Source organism: Achromobacter sp. Marseille-Q4962 (assembly GCF_943737005.1).
Classification (GTDB): Bacteria; Pseudomonadota; Gammaproteobacteria; order Burkholderiales; family Burkholderiaceae_B; genus Achromobacter.
In genome coordinates this window covers 215,336-233,763 of the sequence record NZ_CALSFU010000002.1, presented here as the reverse complement: position 1 = coordinate 233,763, position 18,428 = coordinate 215,336, and the positions used below count along the sequence as shown (strand labels likewise).

At 69.3% G+C, this 18,428-nt stretch carries 14 protein-coding genes and 1 pseudogene; 6 read left to right on the top strand and 9 right to left on the bottom strand.

The features are described from left to right. Positions 1–248 precede the first annotated feature (248 nt). Positions 249–1,487 (bottom strand): EAL domain-containing response regulator, encoded by a 1,239-nt coding sequence (locus NGJ44_RS02850; RefSeq protein ID WP_251863053.1) that lies wholly within the window; start codon positions 1,485–1,487, stop codon positions 249–251. Positions 1,488–1,821: 334 nt separating this feature from the next. Here NGJ44_RS02850 and NGJ44_RS02845 point away from each other — a divergent pair, with 334 nt between their 5' ends. Both NGJ44_RS02845 and NGJ44_RS02840 read left to right on the top strand, forming a co-directional pair. Continuing rightward, positions 1,822–2,256: a hypothetical protein gene (locus NGJ44_RS02845; protein WP_251863052.1), complete on the top strand. Its 435-nt coding sequence runs from the start codon at positions 1,822–1,824 to the stop codon at positions 2,254–2,256. Positions 2,257–2,479: 223 nt separating this feature from the next. Next, a complete protein-coding gene (locus NGJ44_RS02840) occupies positions 2,480–6,223 on the top strand; it encodes a transporter substrate-binding domain-containing protein (protein WP_251863051.1) in 3,744 nt (1,247 codons plus the stop codon). A gap of 42 nt (positions 6,224–6,265) precedes the next feature. Here the strand turns inward: NGJ44_RS02840 and NGJ44_RS02835 are convergent, their stop codons facing one another. From NGJ44_RS02835 to NGJ44_RS02805, 7 genes are all read right to left on the bottom strand, one after another. Further along, complete coding sequence (locus tag NGJ44_RS02835) at positions 6,266–6,913, bottom strand: response regulator transcription factor (RefSeq protein ID WP_053245802.1); 648 nt, start codon at positions 6,911–6,913, stop codon at positions 6,266–6,268. A gap of 144 nt (positions 6,914–7,057) precedes the next feature. Next, on the bottom strand, positions 7,058–9,595 hold the full coding sequence (locus NGJ44_RS02830) for a fimbria/pilus outer membrane usher protein (protein ID WP_053245801.1): 2,538 nt from the start codon (positions 9,593–9,595) through the stop codon (positions 7,058–7,060). A gap of 48 nt (positions 9,596–9,643) precedes the next feature. Then, positions 9,644–10,369 carry a fimbrial biogenesis chaperone gene (locus NGJ44_RS02825; protein ID WP_251863050.1) on the bottom strand — a complete coding sequence of 242 codons (726 nt, stop codon included), beginning with the start codon at positions 10,367–10,369 and terminating at the stop codon, positions 9,644–9,646. Positions 10,370–10,555: 186 nt separating this feature from the next. Beyond that, positions 10,556–11,167, bottom strand: a complete 612-nt coding sequence (locus NGJ44_RS02820; RefSeq protein WP_053245799.1) for a fimbrial protein — start codon at positions 11,165–11,167, stop codon at positions 10,556–10,558. Positions 11,168–11,608: 441 nt separating this feature from the next. Further along, positions 11,609–12,841 carry a pyridoxal phosphate-dependent aminotransferase gene (locus tag NGJ44_RS02815; protein WP_251863049.1) on the bottom strand — a complete coding sequence of 411 codons (1,233 nt, stop codon included), beginning with the start codon at positions 12,839–12,841 and terminating at the stop codon, positions 11,609–11,611. 27 nt (positions 12,842–12,868) lie between these two features. Continuing rightward, a complete protein-coding gene (locus NGJ44_RS02810; protein ID WP_053245797.1) occupies positions 12,869–13,228 on the bottom strand; it encodes a RidA family protein in 360 nt (119 codons plus the stop codon). Continuing rightward, positions 13,225–14,148, bottom strand: coding sequence for an NAD(P)-dependent oxidoreductase (locus NGJ44_RS02805; RefSeq protein WP_251863048.1), 924 nt, complete (start codon positions 14,146–14,148; stop codon positions 13,225–13,227). The genes NGJ44_RS02810 and NGJ44_RS02805 overlap by 4 nt, the downstream gene beginning before the upstream one ends. A gap of 208 nt (positions 14,149–14,356) precedes the next feature. Here NGJ44_RS02805 and NGJ44_RS02800 point away from each other — a divergent pair, with 208 nt between their 5' ends. From NGJ44_RS02800 to NGJ44_RS02790, 3 genes and pseudogenes are all read left to right on the top strand, one after another. After that, complete coding sequence (locus tag NGJ44_RS02800; protein WP_251863047.1) at positions 14,357–15,064, top strand: GntR family transcriptional regulator; 708 nt, start codon at positions 14,357–14,359, stop codon at positions 15,062–15,064. Positions 15,065–15,208: 144 nt separating this feature from the next. Continuing rightward, positions 15,209–15,445, top strand: coding sequence for a hypothetical protein (locus tag NGJ44_RS02795; RefSeq protein ID WP_251863046.1), 237 nt, complete (start codon positions 15,209–15,211; stop codon positions 15,443–15,445). 197 nt (positions 15,446–15,642) lie between these two features. Next, positions 15,643–16,083: pseudogene (locus tag NGJ44_RS02790) on the top strand (GNAT family N-acetyltransferase); the annotation flags it as partial. A gap of 139 nt (positions 16,084–16,222) precedes the next feature. Here the strand turns inward: NGJ44_RS02790 and NGJ44_RS02785 are convergent. Next, entirely contained in the window at positions 16,223–17,122 is a 900-nt protein-coding gene (locus tag NGJ44_RS02785) for a LysR substrate-binding domain-containing protein (RefSeq protein ID WP_251863045.1), read from the bottom strand. Between the two features lie 77 nt (positions 17,123–17,199). On the opposite strand from NGJ44_RS02785, the gene NGJ44_RS02780 reads away from it, so the two are divergent. Continuing rightward, the gene (locus NGJ44_RS02780; protein ID WP_251863044.1) at positions 17,200–18,360 is read left to right on the top strand and encodes an MFS transporter; all 1,161 of its coding nucleotides are present in this window, start codon (positions 17,200–17,202) and stop codon (positions 18,358–18,360) included. Positions 18,361–18,428 lie beyond the last annotated feature (68 nt).

Here is an 18,428-nt window from a genome sequence, read left to right as displayed (position 1 = left end):
TCCGTCTGCCCTCGCGGACGCAGAGCCCGGGGGGACGACAGCCCGCCAGCGGGTGCAGGGCCCGCGGCCGCCACGGCCGCAGGTCCGCACGGAGGGCAAGGCCGGCAGCCGCGATCGGAGTCCGCGTTGCAGCCGGGAGTGCGAACGACATCGCGGGCGGCGGTGCGGGCGACATTGCGCCCGGCGCCGCAGCGGGAAACGGGAACTCCGCGCCGCGCGGGCGCGTTGGGAGCCGCAGCCTTGCATCGTCAGCCGTGCTCGGCCATCGTGGGCTGGCAGGCGCCGCGGTAGGCGTCCAGCAGCCTGCCGAACTCGTCGCGGTCCAGCGCCGGGGCCACCAGATAACCCTGGACCGCATCGCAGCCGGCCTCCCGCAGCAACTGCATCTGCTCGTCGGACTCCACGCCCTCCCCCACTACCGACATGCCCAGGCGGCGGCCCAGCTGCACCACGCTTTCCAGGGCCGCCGCGAACGCGGCATCGGAGGCCGCGCCGCGCACCAGGCTGCGGTCGATCTTCATTTCGGTGAAGGGCGTGGACAACAGGCGATGGAACGAGCTGTAGCCGTGGCTGAAATCGTCCTGCGACAGGCCGAACCCCAGCAGGCGAAGCCGGCATGCGCCCGCGTAGTAATTGGCGGCGTCCTGGGTGTCGCTGGTTTCGGTGAGCTCGAAGCAGATGGATGAGGGCGAGACGTCGCGGGCCGTTACGTGGCGGTGCAGGCGGTCGGGCAGATCGGGCTGGTCGAGCAGCCGCGTGTGGATGTTGAGCGAAACGCCGATGTCGAATCCCTGGGCGGCCCATTGCCTGCGCGCGGCCAGCGACTGCTCGAGCATGGCCCACAGCAGGCGCTCGCTGAGGCCGGCGCGCTCGATCGCGGGCAGGAACGCGGCGGGCGGCAGCAGGCCATGCCGCGGATGCCGCCAGCGCGCCAGCGCCTCGGCGGAGGAAATGGTGTTCGTCCGCAACGACAGCTTGGGCTGGAAGCGCGCATGGATGGCGCCGCTGTCCAGGGCCTGCTCCAGGGCGTCGCGGTCCGGCTCGCCGGGAAGGACGGCCCGCTCCGCCTGCGGCTGGCCGCGCCAGTGGCTCAGCGCCCCCAGCACCATGCTCGCGCCGGATGCGGCGGTCACGCGGGGAAAGACGCCGAGAAAGCCGAGCCCGCGCAGGCGGGCCAGGTGCGCCGCCCCGCGCAGCATGCGCTGCGGCTCGTCGCCGACGAGCGCCAGCGCCGGCGCGGACGCGCGCACCGGCAGCTTGCGGATGAGCTGCACGCCGTCCAGGCGGGGCAGCCGCAGCTTGCCGAGCACGAGGTCGAATCCGCCTTGCTCGAGCCGTAGCAGGGCTTCGCGGCCGTCGGCCGCCGCCTGGACGGCATGCCGGCCCAGTTGCAGGAAAGACGCCACGGCGCGGGCGCGCGTGGCGGGATGGTCTTCGACAACAAGTATGCGGTAGGTATCGATGGGCATGGCAGGCACGGAAGGCACGGCGGCCGGCGAAGCTCCCGCCATGCGCGTCATGGCGCCGGCGGAAGCCGGGCCGGGCGGGAAGCGCTGGGCAAGGACCGGATTTCAACGATTCGGCCCGCTGGCCGGCGGCCGGACCGGGATGGCCGCGCCACGAAACAGCGCGGAGAGGAATACAGAGTAGCGACCGCGGCCGGCCCACCGCCATCAGATTTATCTGGCATTTGAGGGAATAAATCTGATATATGAGAAAACGCGGACCCGGCTTAAGCCACGTAAGCAGTTACCGATAACTGAGGTAGAAGTGCTGAAGATTTCGTCAGAAAAAGCTGCTTTTTCACAAGGAGACGTCATCATGAGATCCGGACTTTGCCCCGCCTACCTCGGCGCCGCCATGATTTGCCTGTCGGTCGCCACGCCGGCGGCAATGGGCGCAACCACCTATGGCGTCATCCGGTTCACCGGCCGCATCGTGAATCCGCCCATGCGCGTGGAAATGGCCCCGCCGGCCATCGCCGCGAACCGCGCCCAGGGGCGGATGGACGTCGAATTCCGCAGCGCGTCCCGAGAAACGACGGGCACCACGGTCCAGGTCGTGGCCGCCCCGGGACAGGCGATCAGCGCGCGCTTCACCGACCGCTCCGGCCATCTCATCGCGCCCTCGGCCGACGGCCGCTATCGCGTGGCCGCGGAGGGTGCGCATCTCGCGCTTTCCGGCTCCGGGAACGGTTCCGCCGGCGCCTCCGGCGCGGCCGGAAGAACGGCCCGCCTGATCGTGAGCTGGGACTGACGCTTCCCGGGCTGCCGCCCTGCATGCAACCCCGCCGCGCCCTTCGACGTCCCGACCACCCGGACCTGTCCTTCAGAGGAATCTGTCAGCCGGCGCCCTACGTAGTACGCTGCCCGGCTGGCATCCTGGAAATCGGGCCTCGCCTTGCCGGCCGCTTCCAGCGGTGCCGCCACCGGACCTCGCTTCCCGCCGCGCCCATCGGCCTGATTCCTTCCATTTCCGCATGCCCAGTCTTCTCTCACTGACCCGCGTCCTGGCCCTCGCGCTGTTGTGCGTCGGGCCGCCCACCCATGCCCAGCCTCCCCCGCCCGAGGCAAAGCCGCTGCAGCTCGACGCCAGCCCCGCCCGCGTTTCGGGCGAACCGCAGCTCTCCCCCGAGGACTGGCGCTACCTGCGGGCCAAGGGCACTCTGGTGCTGGGCACCTACTCTCCCGACCTGGCGCCGCTGGACGTCAGCTACAAACAGACCTTCAAGGGCATCTCCGCGGACGTCATCGCCCTGCTCGGCCAGCAATTGCACGTCCGGATCGAAGTCGAGCAACTGCCCGGCAGGGAACGGGCCCTGCAGGCGCTGAAAACCGGCGAGGTGGATCTGCTGGCCAGCGCCAATCATGCCGAAGGCAGCGTGGACGGGGTGATGCTGACCCGGCCCTATGCCCCGGACCGCCCCGCCCTCTATCGGCGGCAGTCGGACAAACGCGAATTCCCGGCCGACCTGGCCGGCCTCACGATCGCCACCGCGCAGGACTACCTGACGCCCGAGGCCCTGCGCCAGGCGCAAGGCGCGGCGCAGGTGGCGCAATACCGCAACACCACCGAGGCGATCGCCGCCGTGGCCTTCGGCAACGCCGATCTCTACCTCGGCGACTCGCTCTCCGCGCGCTATCTCATCGGCAGGAACTACTTTAACTACATCAAGGTTGACCGCTATCTTCCCGTGGAATCCGGCGGCTTCGCCTTCGCCCTGCGGCGCGATGATGCGCGGCTGGCGGACATCGTGAACACCGCCCTGCAGGCCATGGGCAGCGAGCGCCTGGACAGGATCGCCCGGCGCTGGGCCGGCGGCACGTTCCTGCCGCGCGAACCGCTGTCCACGCTCACCAGCGAAGAGAAAAGCTGGCTGGCGCGCCACCCTTCCGTGCGCCTGATCATCAACCAGGATCTCGCGCCCGCCGCCTTCCTGGACAGCGAAGGCAACTTCAACGGCGCGCTCACGGACATTCTCGAAATCGTCACCCAGCGCACCGGACTGCGATTCGATATCTCGCGCGCGGGCAGCCTGGCCGCGATGTCCGAAGCGGTCGAAACCCACGAAGCCGACCTGTCGCTGCTGACGAGCAGCCCGCTGCGCGAAGAGCGCCTGCGCTTCACCCAGCCTTTCACCAGCGATCCGTTCGTGCTCGTCACCCGCAAGAAAGACAGCCGGCGCATTCCATCGCTGTCCGCGCTGCAAGGCGGACGCCTGGTCCTGGCGCGCGGACATATCGCCATCCAGGAGCTGGCCCGGCGGTATCCCGGCATAGAAGTCATCCAGTCCGGGTCCACGCAGGCGGCCATGGCGGCCGTCGCGGCAGGCAGCGCCGACGCCGCCCTGCTCGGCCTGCCCGCGGCGCGCTATTACGTCGCCAAGATCCATGCCGACACGCTCGCCATCTCGGGCGTCACCGACCTGGAACCCGCCCACGCGAGTTTCGCGGTCCGGCGCAGCGATGCCGAGCTGCGGTCGATACTGGACAAGGTGCTGCAGCAGATCGGCCCCGAAGAGATGAACGCCATCCTGAGCCAGTGGCGGCCCAATCCGCTCATCGGCAAGCAGACCTGGGGGGATTTCCGCGAAGTCATCACGGGCCTGATCTTTGCCGCCGGGCTTGCCTCGGCGCTGCTGCTCGCGGTCATCCTGCGGCAGCGCCTGCAGATCCGGCGCCGCCGCCGCGCCGAACAGTCGCTCCTGTCCCAATTGACGCTGGCCCGGATCTTCAGCGATTCGGTTTCGCCTCCCATCTACGCGCGCGACCGCGACGGCCGGCTGATTTTCTGCTCGCGCAGCTACGAGGCCGCGCTGGGCGCGCCGGCGTCGGAACTGTTGGGCAAGACCGTGCAGCAGACGCCCGCCACGCTGGAAGGCGCGCTGGCGCTGCACGAGGCCTATATGCAGGCCATGCGCACCGGCGAGCCGGTGCGCCAGAACCGCCTGATCGAATACAACGGCGCGCCGCATTGGCTGGACCACTGGATCGCGCCATGCCGCGACGCGCAGGGCGAGGTGGTGGGCGTGGTCTGCGGCTGGCACGACATTACCTCCCACCAACAGCTCGCCGCCGAGCAGGAGCGTCTGATCGGCGACCTGCAGCAGGCCAAGCGCCTGGCCGACCAGGCCAACAAGGCCAAAACCACTTTCCTTGCCACCATGAGCCACGAGATCCGCACGCCGATGAGCGCCGTGCTGGGCACGCTGGAGCTGGCCCTGCGACAGGCCGAAACGGGAACCATAGACCGGCGCAACATCGAAACCGCCTACAGCGGCGCGAAAAGCCTGCTGGCGCTGATCGGAGACATTCTCGACATCGTGCGGATCGAGTCCGGCCGGCTGAGCCTCTCCCCCGCCCGCGCCAACCTGCGCGTGCTGGCCGAATCGGTGGCCCGCGTCTTCGAGGGCCTGGCGCGCCAGAAGGGGCTGCGCCTGGTGCTGGACCTGGACGCCGCCCTCAACCGCGACGTGCTGGTCGACCCCACGCGGATGAAGCAGGTGCTCTCCAACCTCGTAAGCAACGCCATCAAGTTCACCGATCAGGGGTCGGTCACGCTGGCCCTGCGCGGCGAAGCCCTGGATAGCGAGCGCATGGCCGTGCGCATCATGGTGGCCGACACAGGCATAGGCATTTCGGCCCAGGACCGGCAACGGCTGTTCAAGCCTTTCGAGCAGGTGGTCCGCACGCCGGCCGATACCTGCGGAGGCACCGGCCTGGGCCTGGTCATTTCGCGATCGCTCTGCGAAATGATGGGAGGCAGGCTCGAACTCCACAGCACGCCCGGCCAGGGCACGCGCATCGACATTTCGCTCGTCCTGAACCTGCTCGATCCCGAAGCGCCCGGCACGCCGGAACACGATCCGGACTCCGCGGGACCGCCGGCGGCACGCGTACTGCGCGTGCTGGTCGTGGACGACCAGCCCGAGCATCGGCAGTTGCTGACCCAGCAGTTGGCATTCCTGGGCCATGAAGCCGACGCGGCGGTGGACGGCCGGCAGGCGCTGGCCATGTGGAACCGGCACGACTACGACGTGGTGGTGACGGACTGCCGCATGCCCCGCATGCCGGGCGCCGAACTGGCCCGCGCCATCCGCGCCCAGGAACGCAGCGCGGGCCGCGCCGCCTGCCTGATCCTGGGCCTGACCGCCGATGCGCAAAGCGACGAAATCGCGCGCTGCATCGAGGCGGGCATGGACGAATGCCTCATCAAGCCCATCGGGCTGGAAGACCTCCGCGCGCGCATGCGGCAGCTGTCCGGCGGCGACTCCGCCGCCGGGGCGAGCGCCGGGCCCGCGGCGGCGGAAGACGGACGCGGCGCCGAAGCCGATGGGCGAGGCGGTGGCGGAACCGATAACGGAACCGATAACGGCGCCGCTGACGGATCCGACAGTATCTTCTCGAGCCTTGCCGGCAACGATCCCGGGATCATCCAGCGCCTGGTTGCGCAATTGCTCACGTCACTGCGCGACGACCGGGAAAAACTGGACGAACTGGCGGCCCGCCGGGACAGGGACAACCTGGCCCATCACGCTCACCGCGTCCTGGGCGTGGGCCGCATGCTCAATGACCGGACTCTCATCGAAGCCTGTCGGCGGCTGGAGGCCGCCTGCGCCCTCGATGCGCCGTCCGCCGCGGAGCTCTATTCCACCTGCGTGCCCCAACTGCGCCGCGCCATGCTGGATGCGGAGCGACGCCATGGCCCTGCCCGGGATGGATAGGCATGCGGCCCGCCGGCCGTGGAACTGCAGGGCGAGTTCACCCTAGGACAGCGGAATGCCGTTGCGTTCCGCAAGCTTGATGAGCGACACCATGTTGGGCGTATTCAGCTTCTGCATGAGCCGGACCTTGTAGGTGCTCACCGTCTTGTGGCTGATCATCAGCGTCTCGGCGATCTCCAGATTGGACATGCCTTTGGCGAGCAGGCCCAATATGGTGAGCTCGCGATCGCTGAGCTTGGATATCTCACTGGCGTTCTCGGCCGGCTCGGCCGCCGCGCCGGCGGTTTCGTACAACTGGCTGACCACCACCTGCGGAAAATACGTGTAGCCCGAGAGTACCGCCTTCACGGCGGTGGGCAGTTCGTCGAGCTTGTCGTCCTTGCACAGGAAGCCCGCCGCGCCCGCCTGCAGGCACCGCACGGCGTGGCTGCGTGAATCGTTGGAAGTCAGGATAAGCACGCGCGTGGCCACCCTGGCCGCCCGCAGCCGGGCAATGACCGAAAAGCCGTCGAGCTTCGGGATGCCCAGGTCCAGGATGACCAGATCGGGCTCCAGCGTGCGCACGGCCTGCATGCAATCGACGCCGGTGTCGCACTCGGCCACGATCTGGTAGCCCTCCCGCTCGAGCAGCACGCGGACGGCCATCCTGATCAAGGCGTGGTCGTCTACCACAACGATGCGCGGCCCCATACCCATCTCCGATCCGATTGGTTTATCTGTTGCTATTTGATTCATTATAGAACTCCGGTTCCGCAGCAGCCGAACGGCGCCGCGCGCATCGGCAAGCGCCGCGGGCAGGCGGCGCGGCGACGTTGCGGCGCGGCGCGGCGCGCATCATTCACATGCGACGGTCGCGGTGTCGTAGTAGACGGCGGGATCGCGAGGCGGCAGCGCATAGCGGGCGCGGCACTCGCCGCCCTCCCACTTCACGGAAAGCTGGCCCTGGTCTTCCGCCAGCAGCAGCAGGGCCCGGCCCCGGTGATCCACCATGCCCACCGTCCGGCCCTCGCCGTCCTCGACCATGGCGCCCAGGGGCAGGCGGGTCTGCGGATCGCGGCGGAAATCCATCTGCACGCGGCGGCCGGCGAATCCCTTGAAATCGGCCTGCACGATCGCGCCGCGGCGCGGCACCACGGTCGCCACCAGTTCGTCCAGCTCCACGTCCGCGCCCACGGCATCGGTCTTCAAGTGAATGGTATTGATGCGGTAGGGCTGGATGTACGGGTAAATGGCATAGGAGTTGTAGCCGGTGGTGGGCAGGTTGTCGCCCACGCCGACGCCCTCCACGCCCTTGACGCGCACCAGCACGAAGCCTTCGCCGACGTCGCGCGTGAAATTGACGCCGCCGCCGTGCGCCACGACCGCGCCGGAGCCGTGCAGGCTCAGCGAACGATACCCCTGGCCCGCGCTGTAGGTGCCGCCGATGCGCGCCGCGGGCAGCTCCGAGTGCAGGGCCAGCGAGCCCGCGTTGTTGCCGTGCGAAGTGTGCGCGCCCTGCAGCGAGTACATGGTGTAGCGCGCGCCCGGCACGTAGCCGTTGACGCTCGCATTGGAATGGACGCTGCCTGCGGAGCGGCTCTGGCTGAGGTACAAGCTGGGCGCTCTCGCGCTCTTGCCCAGCGGGATGGACAGCGAAAGCATGACGGTGTCGGACGTGCGGGCCTCGCCGCTGCGGCCGTAGCGGTCGCGCGTTCTCGCGTAGGACAGGTTGTACGAGATGCCGCGCCAGCTATTGCCGTACCCTGCGCCGGCGCTGGTGCTGGAGGTGGCGTTCCAGTAGCGCTGCTGGCTGGCGTTGAGGTAGAAGTTGCCCCAGCGGCCGCCCGTGCCGAGCATCTGGTTCACGTAGACGTCGAGCTTGGAACGCGAGAGCGAGGACGCATAGCGCTGCGGGTCGCCGCCGTCGCCGGCGGCGGCCAGCTCGCTGACGTGGTTGTCCAGCGTCCGGTAGCCTTGCGTGGAGTAGCGGTAGGCCGCCAGGGTGAAGTTGGTGGCCGTCTCGGTGAAGGTCTTGGTGTACAGCGCCCGCACGCTTTGGCCCTGCCGCGTCTCGCCCAGCATGCGGCTGCGGGAATGCGTGGCGTCGAGCGACATCGCGCCGATCGGCGTGTTGGCGCCCACGCCCAGGTTGAGCGCATAGTACGAATCCGACGCCTGGAAGCCGCCCGCCACGGAAATGTTGTCGGTCAGGCCGTAGAGGGCCGAAGCGGACAGAAAGTTCGGCGACGAGAGACGGTCGTCCTGGGAGTCGTACTTGCCCGCCTCGGCGCTGTATTTGAAATGGCCGCGCCGCACGAGCAGGGCCACCGAGGCGAATGCCTGGGTGAATTCGCGCTTGCGTCCGTCGGCCTCGATGACGGTCACGTGCATGTCGCCGTTGGACCCGCTGGGAAAGAACTCGTTGAGCGCGAACGGGCCCGGCGGCACCGTGGCGCTGTAGAGCAGGTAGCCGTTCTGGCGCACTTCCACGGTGGCATGGGTTTCGGCCACGCCGCGGATCACGGGCGCGTAGCCGCGCTCGCTGTCGGCGAGCATGCTGTCGTCGGACTCGAGGCGCACGCCGCGAAAGCGCACGCTGTTGAAGAGATCGGCCCCGGAGTACAGCTCGCCCACGCTGAACTGGCTGCGCAGCGCGGTGACGTCATGCTGCAGGAACGTCCGGTTGCTGCGGAATTCCGTGCCTTGCGGGGTGTGGACCAGGTTGGACTCGTTGCGCGCGCGCCAGGTGCCCAGGTTGACGCCGTTGCTGAAACCCAGGTACGACGTGCGCACGTTCTGGCCGCCGTAGCGGTCCGACCGCCAGTTGACCTGGTAGTTGACGAAGGCGGCATTCACGCCGTAGTCCCACAGGCTTTCGTCGGCGTAGCCGCGCCGGTTCCGGGTGAGAAAGACTTGCGGCACCGTCACGCGCAGCAGCAGGCGGCCGGAGTCGTAGTCGGCCAACGCCTGGTTGTCGAGCCGGGAGAGGTCCACGCATCCGGACTGCCCATCGGCAGACAGCCTGGCCAGCGCCTCTTTCGACAGGCCGAATTCGCGCAGCATGCCGAGCGACAGGCAGGGTTCGAGGCGGTGCTTGCCGGAAACCTGGCGAAGCGCGATGTCGCGCTTGCCCACGGCGTCGCCGTTGACGATGATGTCGAGCCGGTAGGTGCCAGGCGGCATGCCGCCGCCCTCGTCGGACATCAGGCTGCCGAGGTCGAGGTTGTCGCCGCCCCGGATCAGGCTGGGGTCGAACGGCGGGATCAACCGCTTGCCCGCAGCGGGATCGGCGTCTGCGGCCACGGCGGCCCGCCCTGCGATGAAGACGGACGCAGACAGGACCATGCCGATACGGACGGCCAGCGTCCTGAACGGATGATTGAGATCGAGCATGAATTCCACATCAGCGATGAAGAAGCCCGGACGGGGCGTGGGAACCGGCTATTTGGAAACAGGCGTGGGCTTCGCCGGGCGCTCTCCTTCCAGCATGACGCGGTAGGCATCCTGGCCGCCGAAATCGTTGACCACCCGGTATTCGAGCGCGGCCTTGCCGGATTTGCCGGACAGGGTGTGCCGCAGGGAAAAGCGCAGGGTTTCTCCGGGAGGCACGACGGCGGCGTCAAAGACCGGCGAAGCCGGCGCGGACGACAGCGACGCGTTGACCAGCGTGATGTGAAACGCGCCCGGGTTGTGCACCACGAGCTGCGAGCCGGCGACGCTCCAGCCGAGGTTCTCGGCGGCCGCCTGGGCCGACCCCTTGAGCCCCGGAGGCCGGTAGAAGACCTTGATGCGCTGGAGCACGGCCACGTCCATGTTGCCGCCCTCGGCGTCGCGCTGGGGAATCTCCTGGACGTTCAGCCAGAGCATGGTTTCGCGGTCGGCCGGCGCGCCCAGGCCCGAATACAGCACCCGCACCAGTTGCTCGCCGCCCGCGCGAACGCGCACGAGCTGGGGTGTGAGAGTGAAGTTGTCCACGTCTTCGCCGTTCGGCCCGGTGAGCCATGACTGCACGAGAACGGCGCTACCGCGATTGCGCACGCCGAAAGACGCTTCGCGGCGTCCTTCGTCGATGATGACGCGCGTCGTGTTGAGGCCGATGCTTGCATGCGCGGCGGCTGAAGACAGCACCGCCGCTGCCGCGAAGAAAAGGGCGCTAACTCGCAACATGGAAAACAACCTGAAAATTTGCGGGGCGGACCGAATCCGGGCCGCCCCATTTCAAAACACGCCGGGAGCGAGAACGCCGTACGACGCGACAGCCCGCCGGGAGGGCGCAGCGAGCCGCTGGCCGCACGGCGCAGCGGCTTCGAGGAGGGACGACGGCCCCGCTTCGAAACGCCGCGCGCAGCCGCCTCAGTTCGTGGTGATGACGAACGGCAGCGTGGCGTTCGCGACACCCGCGGTGGGCGCCGGAGCGGGTCCGGGCGCTTCGCCGGGCTTGGCGGGCGGGGTGGGAACGCCGTTGGCCACATAGGCGGCGACGAATTTGACGCTGACGCTTTCGCCGGCTTTCAGGCTGCGGTCGACCAGCACGCCGCTCTTGAGGTCGAATGCATCCTTGCTGCTCGTGGAGGGATACACGGCGATGCCAACGTTCTGGGCGTAGCCGGCAGCGGTGGAGCCGCCGTTCACGCGCAGGATGCGGCCGTCGGCGCTGGTTTCGCCGGCGGGCGCGGCCAGCGTCATCTTGACGCTGGAATCGGCCTTGCACACCACCTTCAAGTCGGCGGAGCCCGTGCCGGCGTTGCCCGAGAACGAAGGCGCCGCCACGGAGCCGATGCTTTCGGTGTTGACCACGCCCAGCTGCACGTTGATGACCTGCGCGTCGCCGCCCGCGTTGGACAGGTAGCACGTGTCGGCGCTGATGGAGCCCTTGAACTCGATGCGGCCCTGCGTCTGCGCGGAGGCGCTGCCCGCGGCCGCAGCCATGATTGCCAGACCCAGAACGGTGGATGCCTTCTTCATGATATTTATTCCACTATGTAAAAAATGGATGAACGGAACACAAAAGACTGTGAGCAGATATTTGTCGGCTCGCCGTTTGCGAAGGGCAAATACTAAATTTGGAGCCCCGTGCCGCGCAGCCAGACTGAGCTGATCGGCCTGTCAGACTTTTCCTCCATTGACGCGGAAATTTCGTACTCCGCTCGCGCGCCAGCCGGGACCGCGGCCGCGTGACAGCGATGCGGGACCGGAAGCGCGGCGCGAGAAGCAAGGAAGGGAAAGCGGCGAGGCCGAAGATGGACGCCGTCGTCGCGCGGATGCGCGGTCAGGCGGCGTCGGGCCCGGACAGGGCCGCCCGCCGGAGACGCAGGCAGGAAGCGAGAGGCGGAAAGAGGAAGGCGGAAAGCCGGCTCGCGCCGCCGGCGGGGACGCGGCGGCGCGCGGGCCGCCGCGCGGGCGCGCTCAGGCCAGGGTGGCGACGGCGGCGGCGATGCGCTGCATGGCGGTACGCAGCTGCTCCTCGGACGAGGCGTAGCTGATGCGGAAATACGGCGCCAGGCCGAAGATCGTGCCCGGCACCACGGCCACGTCGTGCTCGTCGAGCAGCCAGGCGCAGAAGTCGGTGTCGGTTTCCAGGCGCCGCCCGCCGGGCGTGGTCTTGCCGAGCACGCCGGCGCAGTTGGCATAGGTGTAGAACGCCCCTTCCGGACGCCGGCAGCGTATGCCGGGAATGGCATTGAGCGCGTCTACGACCAGGTCGCGGCGGCGGCGGAAGGACTCGCGGCGCTCGGCGAGCACGTCCTGCGGTCCGTTGAACGCCTCGATGGCGGCCGCCTGCGTGACCGAGCAGGGGTTGGACGTGCTCTGGCTCTGCACCACCGCGATGGCCGCGATCAGCTCGCGCGGGCCGGCCCCGTAGCCCAGGCGCCATCCGGTCATGGCGTAGGCCTTGGACAGGCCGTTGACCGTGAGCGTGCGGTCGGCCAGGCGCGGCTCCACCTGCGCCATGGTCTTGAAGGCGAAGCCGTCGTAGATGAGGTGTTCGTAGATGTCGTCGGACAGCAGCCACACGTGTGGATGGCGCAGCAGCACGTCTGCGATGGCGCGCAGGCGCGCTTCGTCGTAGGCCGCGCCGGACGGATTGGACGGCGAGTTCAGCATCAGCCAGCGGGTGCGCGGCGTGATGGCGGCTTCGAGGTCGGCCGGGTCGAGCAGGAAGTTGTTTTCCTCGCGGCCGGGCACCTGCACGGCGACGCCGCCGGCGATGGCGATCATGTCGGCATAAGAGGTCCAGTACGGCGTGACGACGATGACCTCGTCGCCGTCGTCCAGCGTGGCCATGAGGGCATTGTGGATGACCTGCTTGGCGCCCGCGCCGGCCGTGATCTGGTCCAGGCCGAATTCCAGTCCGTTTTCGCGCTGGAACTTGGCGGCGATGGCCGATTTGAGCGCCAGCGTGCCGTCGAGCTGCGTGTATTTGGTTTCGCCGGCCTCGATGGCGCGCACGGCCGCGGCCTTGACGTTGGCGGGCGTGTCGAAATCGGGCTCGCCGGCCCCCAGCACGATGACGTCGCGGCCTTCGCGCTTGAGCTGGGCGGCGCGGGCGCCGATGCGCAGGATGCCGGACACCTCGATGCGGGCGATGCGTTGCGCGCGCCGCAAGGGGACGGCGGGCGCGGCCTCGGAATGGGACATGAGAGCGTTACTCCGTTGCAGGAAAGGTCAGCGCGCGGCGGTGACCATGATTTCGACGAGGATATCGGGCGCGGCAAGCTCCAGCGCGCCGCAGCAGCGGGCCGGCGCCTGTCCGGGAACGATCCAGGCATCATAGACCGCATTCATGCCGGCGAAATGCGCCATGCTGGACAGCCAGATGGTGACGCTGAGCAGGCGCGACTTGTCGGTGCCGGCCTCGGCCAGCATTCCGTCGATGGCGGCGAGCACCTGCCGCGTCTGGCCGCCGATGTCCTGGCTGCGGTCGGCGGCGGTGTGGCCGGCGAGATAGACCACGTCGCCGTGGATCACCGCGCGCGAGCGGCGCGCGTTCTGGTCGAGGCGCTCGATGGGCAGGCGCGCGCTCATTGCTGCGTTCCCTGGCCCGAGACGCGGCGGCAATGGTTGAGCGCGGCCTGGATCAGGTTGTCGCTGGCTTCGGGTGTGCGGAAAGCCGAGTGCGCCGACAGCGTGACGTTGTCGAGTTCGTAGAGCGGATGCTGCGCGGGCATGGGCTCGACCTCGTACACGTCCAGCCCGGCGTGGCCGAGCTTGCCGCTCTTGAGGGCGGCGATCATGGCGGCCTCGTCGACCAGCGCGCCGCGCGCGGTGTTGATGAGGATGGCGCCGTCGCGCATGGCGGCGATGCGCTGCGCGGAGATCATGCCGCGCGTTTCGTCGTTGAGCAGCAGGTGCAGCGACACCACGTGGCTCTGCGCCAGCAGCGCGTCCAGCTCGACGAACTCCACGCCGGGATGGGACTTGGGGCTGCGGTTCCAGGCCAGCACCTTCATGCCCGCGCCCTGGGCCAGGCGGGCCACCTCGGCGGCGATGCCGCCGAAGCCGACCAGCCCGATGGTCTTGCCCGTGAGCTGCACGGCGTCGGTGCGCAGCCAGTTGCCCGCGCGCATGCCGCGGTCCATCTTGGCCAGGCCCTTGGCGGCGGCCCACATCAGCGCGAACGCACACTCGGCCACGGCCGTGTCGCCATAGCCCTTGATGATGTGCACCTCGATGCCCAGCCCGCCCAGCTCTTCGGGATTCATGTACGAGCGCGCGCCGGTGCCCAGGAAGACCACGTGCTTGAGGGCCTTGCACTGGCGGGCAATGCCGGTGGGCAGGTGGGTGTGGTCGATGATGGCGATTTCGCCGTCGCCCAGCGCGGCCGGCACCTGGTCGGGCGTGATGTCGGGCTGGCGGTTGATGACCAGCTCGGGATCGCCGGCGCGGCGCAGGCGCTCGGCCACGGCGGCGAGCGTGGGGTTGGCGTCGAGGAAAACGGCTTTCATGCGGAAGTCCTTTTCGGATCGGAGGCGAGGAAAATGTCGGCCGGCGGGGCCGAAAAATCTGTATTCGATGCTGCATACAGATGATGAATATTGTTCTGTATACAGTCAAGTGATACGATGCGCGCCAAGGACGGCCGCCGCGGCGCGGCCCCGAAAAAAGGCTAAAGCCCCCTCCCCCCTTTCTTTTCGCCCCACCGGCGTCCGTTCCATGTCCGAAGACCTCGCGCAAACGCCCAGCGACAGCATTGTCGACAAAGTCTATCTGCAGGTCCGGGACATGGCGATCGACTATGTTTTCAAGCCCGGCGAGCGCATCAACGAAGTGGCGCTGTCCAAGACGCTGGGCGTGTCGCGCACGCCGCTGCGCGAAGCGCTCAATCGCCTGAACATCGAGGGCCTGCTGAAGTTCTCGCCCGGCAAGGGCTTTTACTGCCGCGACCTGGACGTCAACGAGATCTTCCAGCTCTACGAGCTGCGCAAATCGCTGGAAGTGTCGGCCGTGCGGCTGGCGATCCAACGCGCCGGCGACGAGCGCATCCGCGAGGCGCTCGACTTCCTGGAAGCCACCGGCCCCGAGGCCGGCGAACGCACGGTGGTGGAACTGGTGGCGCTGGACGAGGCTTTCCATGAGCGCGTCATGGCCATGTCGGGCAACGCCGAAATGCTGCGCGTGCTGAAGAACGTGAATGCGCGCATCCGCTTCGTGCGCTGGATCGATATGCGCCGCGCCGACCGCCCGGCCAGCCAGCGCGAGCACCGCCTCTTGCTGCAGGCCCTGCTCGCCCGCGACGAGAACGCCTGCGCGGCGCTGCTCGAAAAACACATCGACCGCCGCATGGACCAGATCACCTCGGCCATTCGCGAGGGCTACGCGCAGATCTACATGGCCGGCCAGGAGCTGGCCGCCACCACCTGAGGCCGGTCCCGGCCACCGGGCGCGCCCCATGGGCCTGGCGCCCGTCCCCTGCGCACCGTCGAACGCGAAATCGGCAAGAACGTCTGCCTTGACCGCGCCAGCCGGGAAATCACGCGCATCCGCTACCGCGAACTGCTGGCGCAGATGGAATGGATCGCCCTGCAGCGCGGCGAAAGTGGCCGACACGCCCGGCCTGGCGCGCGATGTCATTTCCCGCGCCGCGCCCGGCCGGCAGGCGAGCACCATGGCCGCGCCGCATGTCTGGCGCAGCGCAACGCCGCCATGCGCCACCTGCCCCGGCTGCCGCTCAAGCGCTATTTCCCGAGCCGCCCGATGAAGTCTGAACAGCAAGCCGCCCGCGCGCTCGGCGAGGTGGCTTGAGGGTTTCCAGGCGAGATTGACGCGGGCGGGTTCGTCCGCAGCGTCAATGGCCGTGAGAGCGGGGACGGCGAAAGAACGGATGCGCGGGCCGACGCCGCCGCACGGCATTGCCCGGCAATAGGGAAGTCGAATCTGGCCCCGCGATATCCGGCGTCGAGTCTGCATCATCGGGCTCTTGACCGTCGCAGAGGTGGACAATGCCATCGATGGTGTTCGACGAACGGGTTCTTCGCGGTTTTCGCCCTGGCGACGCTGCTGATTTCGCTTGCGCGGCGCGGGAATCGGTGAATACCGTGGGCCGCTGGATGCCATGGCGCACCGCCTCGTTCTCGAAAGCGGACGCCCTTGCGTGGTTCAAGCAATGCCGGGCAAGCAAGCGCGCCAAGACGGCTGTCGAGCTGGGCATATTCTCGAAAACAACGGGCGAATTGCTGGGCGGCGCGGCGCTGAACGCGATTGACCGGCGGAATCTTGTCTGCAATCTGGGCTATTGGGTCAAACAATCGGCGCAACGCCAGGGCATTGCCTCCCGCGCGGTGCGGGCGCTGGTGCCCTGTGCCTTCGACGTACCTGGCATGAAGCGGGTCGAAATCGTTGCCGCAGCCGGAAATCTGGCAAGCGAGTCGGTCGCGCGGAAGTATGGCGCGCAGCTCGAAGGAATTGCGCGGAACCGGATTCAACGGCACGGGACGGCTACGGCGGCGTTGATTTTCTCCGTCGCGCCTCACACGGCACAGCCGTCTGCAAGCGCCGGAGCGAGACGCGCGGCCTGTGCGGCTACGACCGGGCGGTCGCCTCCGACGCCCGCACGTCTTCCAGCCAGCGGGCGAAGAACTGCGCCTCGGGACCGGCGCCGGGATCGAGGCAGTAGTAGTAGCGTTCCAGGGGCAGGCGCCACTGCGGCAGCGGCGAGACGAGGCGGCCCTGTTCCAGATCGTGCGAGAGCAGCGAGCGCGGGGCAACGGCCAGGCCGAGGCCGTCCACGGCGGCCTGCAGCACGAGGTGCAGGTGGTCGAACTGGAGCCGGCCCGCGGGGCGCAGGCGCGGCATGCCGGCGGCGCGCAGCCAGTCGTCCCAGTCCGACTTGCGCGAGCGGGCCGAGAGCAGCACCCGGGGCGCCAGGTCGGCCGGAGTGCGCGGCGCCGCGTCCCGCAAGAGCGCGGGCGCGCCCACGACCAGCGCCTCGTCCTGCAGGAACGGCCTCACCTGCACGCCGGGCGGCCAGCCCTGCACGCCGCGCCGGATGGCCACGTCGTAGCGTTCGGCGGCCTTGGCAGGCGCGGCCGTGGTGGTGACGACCTGGGGCTCGATGCCGGGATGGCGCGCGACGAAATCCGGCAGGCGCGGGATGAGCCAGCGCACGGCGAACGAGGGCCGCACATTGATGCGCACCGCCCGGACCGGCGCGCGCGCCATGAGGGACGCGGCCGCCGCGCCGATCTGCGCCAGCGCCGCCGAAGCTTCGCCATAGAACGCCAGCCCTTCCGGCGTAAGCGCCACCTGGCGCACGCGGCGCTCGAAGAGCGCCACGCCCAGGTGCGCTTCCAGGCCGCGTATCTGCCGGCTGACGGCGCCGTGGGTGACATGGAGTTCGGCCGCCGCGCGGGTGAAGCTCAGGTGGCGGGCGGCGGCGACGAAGGCGCGCACGGCGTGCAATGGCGGCAGGTGGGCGGACATGCGTGAGATTTTCTCACACGTAACGCGGCGGCGATATCGTTTGTCGGGGTGCGCGGGCCGGCGCAGCATATCGGCCCATGACGACACTGACCTCCCAGGCCGCCGAGCCGCGGCCTGCTTGCGCCGCGCCGCGCGATGCCGACCGCGATTCGCGGCACGGGGCCATGGCCCTGGCCGCCGCCCTGCCCGGCGACACGGTGCTGTATCTGTTGCTGCCGATGTTCCACGACGCGTTCGGCGTCACGCTGGCCGAGGCCGGCATGCTGCTGGCGGCCAACCGGCTGGTGCGGATCGCGGGCTATGGCTGGGTGGCGCGGTTCTACGCGCGGCGGGGCGACCGGATCACCTGTACGCTGGCCGTGGCGGCGGCGGCGCTGTGCGCGCTGGGCTACGCGACGCTGTCCGGTTTCTGGGCGCTGCTGCCGCTGCGGCTGGTTTGGGGCCTGTCGTTCGCGGCGCTGAATCTCTCCACCCAGGTGCTGGCGACCTCGGCGGCCGAAGGCGCGGCGGCGCGGTCGGGGCGCTCGCGCGCCTATATCGCGCTGGGGCCGCTCGTAGGTCTGCCGGCCGGCGCGCTGCTGGCCCAGGCCGCGGGCCCGCGGCCGATTTTCGTGGCGCTGGCGGCGCTCGCGCTCGCCGGCTGGCTGGCCGCGCGCCGCCTGCCCGCCCTGCCGCATCCAGCGGCGGCGGCGGCCGGACGGCCGCGCCAGCGGCTGCCGAACGCGCTGGACACCTGGTCGTTCCTGGAAGGCTTCACGCTGGACGGGCTGTTCGTGATCGGCCTGTCGTACCTCGGGCGCGACCTGCTGCCCGGCAACGCCGTGGCGGCGGCCGGTACGCTGATGGCGCTGCGCTACGGGGCCGAGATCGTCCTCAGCCCGGTGGGCGGGCGCATGGCCGGCGCCTGGGGCGCCGAGCGGCTGCTGGTGGTGTTGTCGCTGCTGACCTCGCTCGCGCTGGCGGGCTTCGGCCACGGCTGGCTGGGAAGCTGCGCGCTGGCCATCGTGATCCTGCGCGCGCTGCAGTTGCCGCTCCTGCCGCCCATCGTGGCGCGGCGGCATCCCGGCCCCGACCGCGTGCGGGCGCTGGCGGCGCGCTCGGTCTGGCGCGACATCGGCGCGGGCACGGGGCCGCTGGCCGCGGGCCTGCTGCTGCCGGTGATGCCGGCATCGTGGATGTACGGCGCCGCCGCGCTGATGCTGGCCGTTGCCGCCCTGGCTTGCGCACGCACGCGCTAGCCAGGGCGCGGCCGCACCTGGGCCGACGAGGCGGCGTTGCGCAAAATCCAGCCTTTGCCCGCCTCCGC